Source organism: Candidatus Lokiarchaeum ossiferum, from assembly GCA_025839675.1.
In the GTDB taxonomy this organism is placed as follows: domain Archaea; phylum Asgardarchaeota; class Lokiarchaeia; order Sigyniarchaeales; family Promethearchaeaceae; genus Lokiarchaeum; species Lokiarchaeum ossiferum.
In genome coordinates, this window is record CP104013.1 from 5,983,595 (window position 1) to 5,996,810 (window position 13,216).

General features: G+C 34.0%; 12 protein-coding genes. 8 read left to right on the forward strand and 4 right to left on the reverse strand.

The features are described from left to right. Positions 1 to 386: 386 nt before the first annotated feature. The 3 genes from NEF87_RS25430 to NEF87_RS25440 form a co-directional block, all read right to left on the reverse strand. Positions 387 to 1,904: an IS110 family RNA-guided transposase gene (locus tag NEF87_RS25430; RefSeq protein ID WP_457918047.1), complete on the reverse strand. Its 1,518-nt coding sequence runs from the start codon at positions 1,902 to 1,904 to the stop codon at positions 387 to 389. 240 nt (positions 1,905 to 2,144) lie between these two features. Further along, positions 2,145 to 2,384 carry a hypothetical protein gene (locus NEF87_RS25435; protein ID WP_457916722.1) on the reverse strand — a complete coding sequence of 80 codons (240 nt, stop codon included), beginning with the start codon at positions 2,382 to 2,384 and terminating at the stop codon, positions 2,145 to 2,147. 309 nt (positions 2,385 to 2,693) lie between these two features. Beyond that, positions 2,694 to 3,326, reverse strand: coding sequence for a hypothetical protein (locus tag NEF87_RS25440; protein ID WP_457918048.1), 633 nt, complete (start codon positions 3,324 to 3,326; stop codon positions 2,694 to 2,696). A gap of 209 nt (positions 3,327 to 3,535) precedes the next feature. Here NEF87_RS25440 and NEF87_RS25445 point away from each other — a divergent pair, with 209 nt between their 5' ends. The 8 genes from NEF87_RS25445 to NEF87_RS25480 all read left to right on the forward strand — a co-directional run bounded on the left by NEF87_RS25445 (position 3,536) and on the right by NEF87_RS25480 (position 12,805). Continuing rightward, entirely contained in the window at positions 3,536 to 3,784 is a 249-nt protein-coding gene (locus tag NEF87_RS25445; protein WP_457918049.1) for a hypothetical protein, read from the forward strand. Positions 3,785 to 3,976: 192 nt separating this feature from the next. Next, complete coding sequence (locus NEF87_RS25450) at positions 3,977 to 4,192, forward strand: hypothetical protein (RefSeq protein WP_457918050.1); 216 nt, start codon at positions 3,977 to 3,979, stop codon at positions 4,190 to 4,192. Between the two features lie 331 nt (positions 4,193 to 4,523). Further along, positions 4,524 to 5,006, forward strand: a complete 483-nt coding sequence (locus tag NEF87_RS25455) for a hypothetical protein (protein ID WP_457918051.1) — start codon at positions 4,524 to 4,526, stop codon at positions 5,004 to 5,006. A 5-nt stretch (positions 5,007 to 5,011) separates the two neighbouring features. After that, positions 5,012 to 6,013 carry a hypothetical protein gene (locus tag NEF87_RS25460; RefSeq protein ID WP_457918052.1) on the forward strand — a complete coding sequence of 334 codons (1,002 nt, stop codon included), beginning with the start codon at positions 5,012 to 5,014 and terminating at the stop codon, positions 6,011 to 6,013. A 119-nt stretch (positions 6,014 to 6,132) separates the two neighbouring features. Next, positions 6,133 to 7,827 carry a NosD domain-containing protein gene (locus tag NEF87_RS25465; protein ID WP_457918053.1) on the forward strand — a complete coding sequence of 565 codons (1,695 nt, stop codon included), beginning with the start codon at positions 6,133 to 6,135 and terminating at the stop codon, positions 7,825 to 7,827. A 326-nt stretch (positions 7,828 to 8,153) separates the two neighbouring features. Further along, positions 8,154 to 10,481 (forward strand): right-handed parallel beta-helix repeat-containing protein, encoded by a 2,328-nt coding sequence (locus NEF87_RS25470; protein WP_457918054.1) that lies wholly within the window; start codon positions 8,154 to 8,156, stop codon positions 10,479 to 10,481. Beyond that, the gene (locus tag NEF87_RS25475; protein ID WP_457918055.1) at positions 10,465 to 11,682 is read left to right on the forward strand and encodes a right-handed parallel beta-helix repeat-containing protein; all 1,218 of its coding nucleotides are present in this window, start codon (positions 10,465 to 10,467) and stop codon (positions 11,680 to 11,682) included. The genes NEF87_RS25470 and NEF87_RS25475 overlap by 17 nt, the downstream gene beginning before the upstream one ends. A 334-nt stretch (positions 11,683 to 12,016) precedes the next feature. Then, positions 12,017 to 12,805: a hypothetical protein gene (locus tag NEF87_RS25480; protein ID WP_457918056.1), complete on the forward strand. Its 789-nt coding sequence runs from the start codon at positions 12,017 to 12,019 to the stop codon at positions 12,803 to 12,805. Positions 12,806 to 12,821: 16 nt separating this feature from the next. On the opposite strand, the gene NEF87_RS25485 is transcribed toward NEF87_RS25480, so the two are convergent. Then, a complete protein-coding gene (locus NEF87_RS25485; protein ID WP_457918057.1) occupies positions 12,822 to 13,136 on the reverse strand; it encodes a hypothetical protein in 315 nt (104 codons plus the stop codon). Between the last annotated feature and the right edge of the window lie 80 nt (positions 13,137 to 13,216).

Here is a 13,216-nt window from a genome sequence, read left to right on the forward strand (position 1 = left end):
GTTGTGTTTTCAGTTTTTTTTCGTTTTTGTCCCTCAATATGATCTAATTTCAATTTTTAATTCGGAATGCTTATTCCAAATCAATTGCTAGGCTATTGGGTTAATAATTTAATGAATTCGGAGATCAATTCGAAGAAAGAGATGTGATTATCATTCAACCTTTCAGAAAAAAAATCAAACATAAAATTCGAAACAAAACCAAAACTCTACAAACCTAACATCGACATCACCACGAAAACATTGCTTAAATCCAAAAATCGAAACAAAATTATTTCCAGATCTAGAAATAGATAAAATAAAATAAAATAAAAAAAACCTTAGCCAGGGGGCCTGAAGCCCCCATTATGGACTAAGGTCTATATTTTTTTAACCTTTACACGTTTTACTCACTTCGTATCCTTATCATTCAGATCCTTTTTATTCACCTTGTCAATCATCTGTGTAAAGCCCCGTGTCAATAGAAAACGACTTTTCGAATTGAGGTGTTCATGATGGTTTACAAAGAACCGTCCTATATCCTTTCGCAATGCACGCACTTGTGCGGATTGCAGTAAAGTGCCTGTTCGTGCTTTCCGTCGCAGTAGTTTTTGCATCTTTTGTTGAGTTTGCTCATAGTGAGGGTCATACTGAATGTTTTTCACTAGGATGTTGTACACGATTCGACTTAATTTAAAAGCCACCTTCATGCATGCCTTTTTGAACGGCAACTTACGTGAATGGTACTGTTTAGTAGCAAATTCATCAAGATCTGTTCTAGAAGCTTTTCCGTTAATTATTAAATTTGCAATCTGGACCAATGATCTCCGAAGGTGGGCATTTGTGTATCTATTCACATGTCCCTTATTAATGCTACTTCCACTTTCTTTTATCTCTGGAACAACGCCACAAAACTTTGCGAATGCTCGCCAATCTCTGAAACGACGAAAATCTCCAACTTCAGTTAAAATTTGCAGGGCCGATACGGGACCCATGCATGGAATTGTAAGTAATGCTTGATAATTGGTTGTGAATTCGGCATCCGAGAGAATAAATTGCTCTGTCTGCAACAAGTATTGGGCAGCATGGCGTTCTACTTCGAGAAATTGCTGCAATAATTGTGCTAAATTAAATGTACTCTCCCGTGTCAGAGAAACGGATGCAAAAGGTGCAAAATCATCGCTATGCTTTTGCAATATCAAGATCGGCATTCCCTCTTCAATCATGTGCAAAAGAAGGGCTTGGAATGCATTTTGGAAGACCCCTCCATGGTGGATCCAATAGTCAAGGATTTGTAAGGACCATTCCTTGCCCAAATCGAATTTGTACATGAAGTGAATGCTGCAAAGCACACGGTGGATCCGGTTTTTAAAGCGAGTTGAATCTTGTCGGCTTCGAGTGTAACTCCGAAGACAATCCCGGAGATGAAAGAATTGAGGATCGCCAACGTAGCTGGGGCGGAGTAATTTATCATAAAAAGATAGCTCTGCCATACGTTGAGCATCTGCTTTGTCATGTTTGTTTCCCAAATCTGTTAAACGACGATGGACTAAAAGGGGGTTCATTGCGATAATTTTCTCTTTTTCTTGTGGGAAGGCTCGTTCTAGCGCATGATACACTGGGCGATGATAGATCCCTGTGCATTCCATTAGATAGTGGGAAATTGGACGGTACTTTTTCAGAAAGTTCATCATTTCTTGAAGACCTGTTGGGACATTGCGGAAGGAATGCTGTTTTACCACAATAATTTCATTTTGTGCCGTTTGGGCACAGATACAGACAACAACTGTGTCTCGATGCACATCCATTCCAACTCCAAAGCGAATTATCTGTTCTATAAAAGTTGAATTCGAAGAGAGGTGCAGAGATCCACGGGATTTACACTTTTTTTTGTGTAACCTAAAAGTTTTTGAGGGATTTTGACTCATGCTAGATCACCGAATTCAGCGTCTACTGAATTCGTGTATTAAGGCATGTTGTTGTAGCAACGTGCCTTATTTCTTCTTTTATCCCCAATTATGATGAGAATTAAAGGATTTTCTATCGGTGACACAGTTCTGCCACTCCTTATGATGGTTCTGCCTGTTGCGGTCTGTTCCCGCCTTTTTCACCAAAGTGAAAAAAATCCCAAAAGGAACTGCACCATGTGCTGTAAGGCGTGACAATATTTAATTGAATAGCCAATTCAAAATCTTGGATGCAAATGATTGATCTACTTCAACATTCCATCCATTATATTGATTAACTAAAGTCCATGAAAGATGATTGACCTCAACACTTCCTGATCCACCTCGAAGGGAATCAAGGAGCATTACGCACAGAGATGACAAACTTTTTTTTGATATGAGCGGTGATAGGATCACAAAAATTAACAATTGTTCTCCAGAACCTTCAGGATTGGCAGACATGAGATGTCAACCGTAATTAGATTTTTGTCGGCAACATATATAAGTTTTCATCTTAAGCAGACAGTAGAAACATCCTTGGGGGATGGATGTCTATGCATGCCTTTGATCCTAACAATTCCTTTTGTATTTTCCACGAAAGATTAATTTTATGGCAAAAGAAAAGGGAAAAATCAAATCGTAAAATAACAATCTCAATTTAAACGCGTTGTAGGAGTGAGGAAAAAAGGTTAAAAAAATAAACAATTAAATAAAACAAACACTCCTAGATGATAGTTTTGATTTTAATTAGGTTATATGCTCTCGCTATTTTTATACCTTTAATTCTTGAACATAAATCGATCGCGGGTACTGATAACTGCTGGTGGCGGCTACTAATTGGGTAGACCCGAAGGAAGCATCTAAAAGAGAATACCAGTATACATTAATTGTATAGGTTCCCGCTGAGAGAGGTCCTGATTCAAATTCAATATGTACATTTTCCACAAATTCGGTTGTATCCCCTAGTGGGGAAGAAGAATAATAGGATAATCGGGTAGATTTATTTTGTTCTCCATTGATGGATAATGTCATGTTATACTTGGTCGAAATACTAAAATCACTGCTCATATGAAACAAGATCGTTGCTTCAAAAGAAACTGCAAGTTTAGTGTTTCCTCGCGTTGTGAAATTCATTTCAGTCCCTGGCATCTTTGTGGGAGTTAAATCGTTATCAGTGATAAAGGCATTTTCTTTCGATTCCATATATCGGGATTGGACCACGATCCCATCATCTTCAATTTCACTTAATTGAGCATACTCGTCTAAATCCGAAGGTTCGACGAACTCATGATTCATGTTGGGAAACAGAAGTGGTAATCCAAAATACATTCCGGCTCCCGAAATAATCAGAGTAATCAAGACGCTGGCTATAATAGTGCCTGCGGGATTAGTTCCTTTTGCCATATTTCTCTCACATATTTCTAAAGGGATATTAATACTTTGGTGATATTGTTATATAAAGCTCGTGGGTGATTTTGTTTTAAGTTCTGTTTTTGAATTCTATCATCTGGTTCTTGGATTTGGAAAATATTTTTATTGAAAACTGAAATACAAAAAACATTCCAACTATTTCTTAAGTTCAAGGAAATTTTCATCTTTCTAGTGATGATGGCATGACTGATTATCTCGAAGAATTAGATGATGATTTTGAAGAGTGGACTTCCAAAAAAACATCCAAAGTTGGTAAAAAACTAGAATATTCTGCATATTTCTATTTTCTCCTGGAAATTGGTATTTTTTTATTTCTTATCGCAACAATATTTAACTCCATTCACTCCAATCCTTTCTATTCCGAACATACCATATTCTCACTGCTTTTTCCTAATCTATTGCATCCTCTCCTATATAAAGATCGAGGCTGACTTTTTTCCGTCCATTCTGAAAATTCCTTTTGCATCTGCTTAAAATTCCACTCACCTGTTTTTCGATGTAGTCTTTGGGAAAGGATCATCAATCAAATTGCATCAATAAATTGAGTCAAATTCGAGGAAAAGTGGTGTCTTGGTTAGATTCCGTTCCCCTGTTAATTCACGAAGGTCAATATCCTCAAGTCGATGAAATTATCTTCCAAATCCTTCAGGATACCAAAAAAATGGAGTTTTCGTGATTTAGAAGAAGAAGTAGTCAAACCGCAACAAATCTATGCAGAATTCTTTAATAAATTTAGAAGTTCGGAATCCGATGATATTGGAGCTTACATTGAAAATCTTGACGAAAATTTTACTGAATGGAATGCAAATTTCACCCATCATCTAGGAAAAAAGAATTAATTGAGTGAATCGTACTTTTTGTAATTTTCACTTTTTTTAGTAATTTATCACCCATTGGCTTTGAATCCCCCATTTTATACCACATTTAATTTTGTCGAGCAAAAGTGGACACGTTTTTTAGCATTCACAAAATTTCCCGTTTGCTAGGCCAAATTAGTGGATCTTAAATGATCTGATGATGAGCATAAAATCATGCCCAATTTCAAGATTTTAGATAATATAAAAACCAAAACAATTTTATTCTTGTTTTCCTTACACTAATATATTCAATATCTGGGGTGCATCAGCTATTCTAATATTCAAATATCGACGACGGCCTTCAATATATCAAATGCAGTTACATGATTATATCGGTCTGAAATCAACTCAAATACTTGAAATGTGGATTCCAAAGACATATCGCTATGTATATAAAAAATTTAAATGGTTTCCATTCAAGCGTCACGCCCGGAAAGCCCCTTCATTGATAGTTTCTAAATCCCAAACACGATTAGAGCATTATATATACGGAAATATTGCACATATTCTTCCCAAACGGAAGTACTTCATGCGATTTCGCAATCTTGGGCAAACAACTTATGATGATTATGCAAAAGGCATACTTCCGCAGTCAGAGTGGGATATGCTCCACACGCTACCAAAATTTTCAGGATATTTCAATCATATCTTTGAAATGAATGATCTTAGTTACTTTGATAAAATTCAAGATGAATTGGAGATACAGGGAGTTCATTTCAAAGGAATGTTCCTTCATGATATTATCGCATTTGAACTACTTCGTCGCCGCTTGGATTCAAAGATTATTCAGGTTTAGAAAAAATGTCATATTTTATTGGTGATAATCCTTTGAAGGGGATTTTACATGATTCTTACTACTTTCCCTCCGCGGATGATATCAGTTATATTATGAATCGTATCCCTCTTTCCCGAGTCATGGATTATTTTCATAACTTAGTTCGTGAAGCTATTGATCTTAGGATAATCATTCCTAGAATCATGATTTTTGATGGTCAATTTGTCAGAACGAACTGTAACAACAATAAAAATTCAAAAACAACAAAGTATAATGATAGTGATGCTGGATATTATCGTCATTCAGGGAAGAAGCTTGGTGTTGGATTTGTTCATTGGACACTTTATGCGTATTGTGGGAGCTGGAAACGGGCACTTCCAATACATTTTGAGACTTTTCCAGGCAATATGAACGATAAACCAGCATCCCGCAAAACCTTTACCGCTTTTAATAATCTTAAAATTGGAGAGTGGAAGATGGTGATGGGTGATACAGGTACGTATTGTAAGAAAAGTCTGGAATTTTATCAAGATCGGGGCATTTTTCCTTTGCTTCGTGCACCAAAACACCTTAAAACTCATCCAACTCGGGAATTAAAAAAAGGATTTTGGTTTAATTCCGATTATTTTCCACCTGGATGGACAGAGCAAGACATATTATTAATGTATGCTCAACGACCTTTAGTTGAAGCAGGTCAATCTGCAAACCCTACATTTTATAATCAAAAACGATTAAATACTCGTGGATTGAATATGGCCCACCTTCATCGTACCTTAACATATATACTGGATTTAATGCGAGCAATTACAGCATATAAATTAGGTAGAACTGACTTATTGACGAAATTAAGTGCATTTTCAACTGGAAGGGAGTTTAAAACAAACTCTATGTGGATTAAACTAGCACGAGATTCAGGTTTTTGTCAACTTCAAGAGATTGCTTTAAATCCACGACAAAAAGCATTTTGGGATAAACGTCGGAAGTGGGAAGCAGAATTAAGAAAAAAACGAAAAAACGGTAAATTTTAAGTTTTTAAAATTCACTCAATTAGTTTTCTTTTTTTCCGTGTATCATTCAATCTAAAATTTTTATTCCATTTGTTATTTCGGAACACTTATTAATACAAATTTATACTAATAAATTAATTATGAAGCGATTCGAAAAAGACATCATTACATTATTCATAAGACGATTTTCTGTCTTTCAGTCTTCCAGAAATGTTATATTTACATTTCTTTTATTGTTGACCGTCTATCTCTCTACTTTTTCTCAAATTTTTCGAAGTTCTGCTTCCACAGATGATACTCAATATTTTCTAACTATAGATGGTAATTCCGAATTAGTTGCCTATTGTTATGGATCGGGCGATGGCACTGCTCAAAATCCTTATATCATCAATGACTATCGAAAAGGATTGCAAAGTGGATCGGGAATTCACATTAAAAATACTGACAAATACTTAATCCTAAATCACATTTTCATTTATACATCCGAATATACTGGTCTTTCCCCCTACGATGTAGGATTGAAACTTGAAAATTGTGAAAATGTTCTAATTCAAGAATCTATCCTCGAAAGATTTGATTTGGGAATCATCGTTTCCAATTGCACGTCCATTGAAATTAAGAGAACTTATCTTACGAACAATTTCCCCAATCTTCGAGTTGAAGATGGATCCCAAAATATTTCAATTCATGAAAATTATATCAACGGAGGTACCTTTGGAATTCAATTCTTGAATATCGATCCATCCCATAGCATCGTTTTCAATAATTGTCTGCTTGATATTCAATTCGCGATTGATCTATTTTCATCCTCCGCCCAAGTCTACAGTAACTATTTTTATAATTGTGCTGAAACCTATCGTCTTTTAGGATCTGGGCATAATACCTTTACTGGTAGCGAAGAAAATTCTATAGATAATATTGAAATCTTCCAAGCTCAACTCTATGCAATCGGTTATCAATTCTTTAACAATAATTCCCATTTTCCTCTATCTTATGTTACTAAAACAACATCTACTTCCACCACTACAGCTTCTTTAACTAATTCCAATTCTTCTCCATCGAATAATAATGGTGATTTAATGGTCTTCATATTACTTGTTATTTTACTTCTCGCGTTATTGAGTCTTGTATATTTAAAAAAAATTAACTCCTTGATAAAAAGCAAGAGCATCGATCGCCAATGGAAAGTATTTCAGCATGAATTTCACACCCAATTAAATGAACTCCAATCCCTTTATTCCCAGTATCACTATGAAGACGCCTTCAACCTTTATCGAACCTTGGAGTCAAATATCGAGTCCAATCTAATTTCCAAACTCACCGATTTTCTAGGTTTCACTCAAAAACAGATTTATCTTCATCTTTCTATCATCCAACAAAAGAACCATGTTCAAGAACTGATTAATGCTGCTGAATATTCTTATGCCTATCAAACCATTCAGTCATTAATGGAAAAGATCGACCAAAATTCCTCGCCTCTTCAAGATCCTTCCCTTTATCAAGAATTACAAGCTCAATACAAATTCCTCCAAAATGAAAAAGATCAAACTCATGCTGAATATAGTTCCAAATTATCTGAAATACTTCTGCTTGTCCAAGACCAACAATATGACCAAGCACTCAACGATTTTGCTCACTTACAGAATAAATTAGAAAAATGGGATTTCACTGATCTCCTTTCTGTTGTAAAAAAACAAGTGCAAACCTTGAGCAATTTTCGACAAACTTTTCAATTAGACACAAAGGTGTCTTTAACCTCATATATTGAAGACTTGGATGACGATTTTGAGGAATGGAATACCAATATCGGACTCCATCTCGGTAAAAAAAAATAGAAGTATCAAAACCTGAACCTACCACTTCATCTCCCATATAAAGATTATCACTGGCTTTTTTCCGCCCATTGTGAAAATTTTATAGGGACTACTCAACTCTTTATCCGTGATTTTTTCACAATGGGCGTAAATGAGAATTTTCCATGATGTTCCTTTTCCTATTTTCCGCTTCCTTTGTTATTTTACTCCACGATTAATATTTCTACAAAATCAAAGGAGTTTTTAAATTGTAAATATTTTTTCTTTCAATATTTGGTATTATTGGTGGTTTACTACCGTCAAATTTATTATTGTTATTCAGTAATATTTAGTTAGGTGAGTTCACTGTGAAATTGGTTCACACATATTCCAAAAAGCAGAAAATCAGTTTTATCACTATACTATCGATAATTATTGCATCGGCAATAACAATACCAATTATTCTTCATAATTCCAAAAATTCCATAGAAGATCAAACTCCTCCAAATAAACCTCAAATACTTGAATCTCTCTGTTTTACAAATAATTCCGCACTTGATTCCTTTTTTGAGAACTCCAACAAGACAGGGTTAAATGATGAAAATTCTTATCAATTGAAAAACCTCGTTTTCAATACTACCGAGAATTACAATCCCCATTACGGTTCTTTTTCTTTTGCCTATAATATTGCTGTATCTTTGACCAATATTACTCGTTTTGTTAAAATTATTAATTGTACTTTTCAAGGATATTCAGATGCTATCTCTTTAATAAACTCTGAAAATATTGAAGTTTCAAATTGTTCATTTATTCAATGTCTCGATTCAATTCATATAATTGAATCTAAAAAAATCCAGATCAGAAGCAGTGTTTTTTTCCAATTTTATCAAGCAGTAAAATTATATAATTCTACAGATTGTGAAATATTTGACAATTATGGGTCGGATGGACAAAATGCAATATCATTGCGCGGAAGTCCATTGAATGAGATCAAAAATAATGAATTTTTCTTAGCTAAATCAAATAATAAATTACAAAGGGTTTATAGAGGTATTGCTTTATTCGAATCAAATCAAAATTCAATTCTTGATAATACCGTTGGATTACCTGCTGGCTTTCGATTACATGGTCTTCGGTTGGAAAGTTCTAATAATAATAATGTATCATACAACTCACTTCTTAATTGTTCGATACTTTTTTTAAAAAGTCAAAATAATTCAAATATCTCAAGTAACACATATAACGGTGGTGCTCTCACATATCTAGAAAATCAAAAAGATTTTCAATATCACGACACCTCTGGAAGTTTACTTGTGCTTAATAATTGTTCCAATGTGAATATTTCAAGCATTGACTTTATTTCTGATAGTTATGGGGTGGTACTACATAATTGCTCATCTATTAATCTAGATCGTCTCTCATTTACTTCTAATTTAAAAAATCAAAAATTTGCATCTGCAATTTGGATAGAAGAATCAAAACAAATCAACATAACCCACTCAAATTTCACTTACCGATTTAATGCAATTTTTGCACACTATTCAGATTACTTAAACATGAATAATAATATATTTGATCAATGTGATTCAAGCCTTGAAGCATCTGATGCGACTAGTGTGTATTTCTCGAATAATCAAATGGAAAACTCTACATTATTGTTGGATACATATACAAATTTAGCTCTCCTCGAAGATAGATCTCAATTTTACTCAAATAGAATAAATGGAAAAAATTTAGTATTTCTATTTAATCAATCCAACTTAATTTTTACTGATCCCTTAGATAATTCCACAATATTTGCTTATCATTGCCACAACATTTCAATCGGAGATTTTTCAGTTGCAAAAACATCAGGTATCTTGCTAAGAAAATGTACTGAAGTTTCTATAAGAAATGTAAATTTCACAGACAACTTTAATTTTGGAATTTATTTGATGAATTCTGACTATGTAAAGATCGAAAAATCTCGGTTTCAAAATCAGAAGTTTGGCATTTTCACAAATTATGGGACAATAATTAAAATCCATGACAATTCCTTCATTTCAAATGGAATCGGGGCATCATTATGTAGTCTTCGCATATTAGAGTTCAATAATAATCTTCTCGAAAGAAATGGGGATGGTATAAAACTATGGGATATAACTGGTGGGGAATTTTACCACAATGTCGTCTCACACAATTTTAAAAACGGGATAAATACAGCAAATTGTGAGGATATTAATATTCAATCCAACGAGATCTCAAATAATGATGCATCTGGCATATTAATTGTAGGAACTGATGATAATTGTTTTATAATTGAAAACATCATTTCCCAAAATCAAGAAAACGGAGTTTCTATTTTCAGCTCTCGAGAGATATGCCTTTCAGAAAATATCATCAATATGAATAAATTTTATGGTCTTTTCTTTTCAAATTCAATAGAAAATATTGTCTATTTTAATGAAATTCGAAATAATTCCTTGACCTCAATTCGAGAAGATATAAATAATCATACGATCTGGCTCGATGATTCGTTCTATCTTGAATCCACTGTGATTATTGCGAATGAGGGAAAATACTCTTACTCTCGGTCTAGATCCATTAGTGGTGGATGGTATAATTTCTTTGAATTTCAAATTCAGTTTAACTGCGAAACAACAATTGATACCGAACTATATTCAGGAGAGAAAAATACTTATGTTAAAAACACCTAAAAGAAACTGGATTTCATTCGCCTTTCTATTAATTATTGTAGGATCTACCATATCAGTAGGGGGTGTTTCCTTTGATAGTACATCTCAGAGAAATAAAGTTATTTCTACAATTATTGCATCATCTGACGAATTTATGTTTGATCCACTGATAGAATTTACGGACGAGGGGATTATTTCTGCTTTAGATTTAAAAAACCACTTATTTGGCAATGGAACTGAGCAAGATCCGTATATTTTGAAAGATTTAAGTCTGAACATACAGGACTATCGACCTGAGTATGAATTATATATACGCTTTAGTTACTCCAATAAACACGTACGAATTGAAAATTGCTCTTTTAAGTATAGTTATTCCAGTTATTCATGGCCGGGAGATCCTAGTGGTGGAATTTACATCCATGGAAGTAAGAATGTCCATATTAATAATTGTACATTTCTTAAAATGAGTGTTTTCCCAACAGCCATATATAATTCCAGCCATATCATCATTTCGAATTCGTCCTACTACTTGAATGACAATATAGCTATCACTGTTCTCGGTGGCGATTTCATCAGCGTGTTGAACTCAACATTCAAATCCACTGCTGGTGGAATTAAAATGAAAGATGTAAATAACAGTTACATTGATGGGAATTCTCTTATCCTTAATCAAAACCCTGGAATTATATTCACTGGAAATTCTAAGAATATTTCTATTTCTCATAATCATATCAAACAGAATACCCTAGGAATTGTGATATCTGGATCTGAAGAACGATGGTATAGTAACGGGGTCTTAACAAGTGAGACTATTAAATTCGTAGAAAATGTCTCTATTTTCCAAAATATTGTCGAATATTCTACACTACAAGGGATTTCGATCTGGAAAACAATTAATTGCTCCATTTGGGGGAATCTGCTTAATAATAATATTGAAAATGGGATCCTGTTAGATGAAGTTGATAAGGTTCTCGTCCAAGAGAATAATATCTCTCATAATTTAAAGTACGGTGTTAATATTGTCAATTCAACCAATATTAATCTAATTGATAATTACTTCACACAAAATGGTATTTCTAATATCTTTGGAAAATATGAGGACTCCCTAAAAACTTCTTCATTCAAATGGGGATATTGGCTCTTCGCTTCTCTTGGTGTCATTGCTGTCCCAATCTTGATTATTGTAGTGAAAAAATACCAAAATCAAAAAAAAACGATCTAAATCTTCATGGGTACAAATTTTTTAAATTCCTTGTTCCCTCAACTCTTCTGGATTAGGAACAAAATAAACCCATCTGTTTTTTACAATTACTTCTATATCTGTTCAAGATACCACCGCTTGTTTTTGTTATGGCTTTTGCGTAAACGCATTGATGACATGATGATATCTCAACTTCACAGCCATTAACTAATTGTTGTTCAATTTCCCTTCTGCGCTCCTCCTCCCTCTCCATATGGGTTCTTGTGGATATTATGGAAATGATTGATTTTGGTATAATCCCTTCAGCTATATGACGAAAGCAAAATCGATATAAGAATCCAAAAAGTAATTTACAATGAAAAATGAAGCAAGCTATAATCAAGATGGGTTAGTTATATTCCTCTCCCTCTCATCCATTATCCTATGTGTGATGATACTTAGTACAATCATCGAAAATCTCAAGAAAAGGCAGACAAAAGAAGAGCTTTGGCAGAAATTTCTACGAAAAAATCAATCTCACTTAATACATGTTCAGGATTTATGCGATGCAGGTCATTTTGAGGAATCTAGTAATCTTTACAGATCGGTAAGATCCAAAATCAATCGCTCATGTCTAAAAATCTTGGAAGAACATTTAAAACCCGTTTTGAAGAAAAATCATCTCAATCTACGTGTAAGTCAAAATTCCACCCAAATTCATGCATTATTAGACGATCAACAATATATTGAAGCATATCGAAAAACTCAGGTTATTTTGCATGAAATTGAGAATGCAGATGTATCTTTACTTAACAATCCTCAACTAATTATTGAATTAAAATCAATTCACACCGAATTAAAACAACAAATTTGTGAAAAACGTCAAGATATTCAAGAAAGAATTAACGCCACCTCCCATTTAATTAAATCACAGCAATACGATCTTCTTATTTGTAAATTTGATGAATTACTCCAGGAACTTCAGCAATGGCCCTTTATTGTTCTTAAAAAAGAATTAAATGAACGTTATCAACTCTTTCTTAAATTCCAAAAAACTTTCCAACTAAATAGAGATGATAGATTAACCAATTTTCTTGAAAAGCTCGATACCGATTTTCAAGATTGGACATCCAAAGAAATAGCCACATTTGGTAAAAAAATATAAATTTGCATACATTATCTCATATTCGAAGAGCTGGGAGATAAATTAATTCAAAATAACACGTATTTTTTTCCCATTGGCTTCTTTCCTTCACTCTCGAACTTACCATTTTCTCGCTGCTTTTTCCTAATCTATTGCATCTTCTCCTATATAAAGATCGAGGCTGACATTTTCCCGCCCATGGTGAAAATTCCTTTTGCATCCGCTTAAATTTCCATCCGCCTCTTTTTCGAGGTGATCTTTGAGGAAGATCCTCCAAAATGCCCCTTTTTCTCGTTTTCCGATCAGTTTTCTCTCGCATTCCACCCATTTCTTTCCCCTCGGATCTCTCCATGATCCTTTTCCCCTCCTTACATGATCCTCCCTTCAACACTTCTTGCATGATTTTCTTCAATCCCCGATCATTTTAGCTCT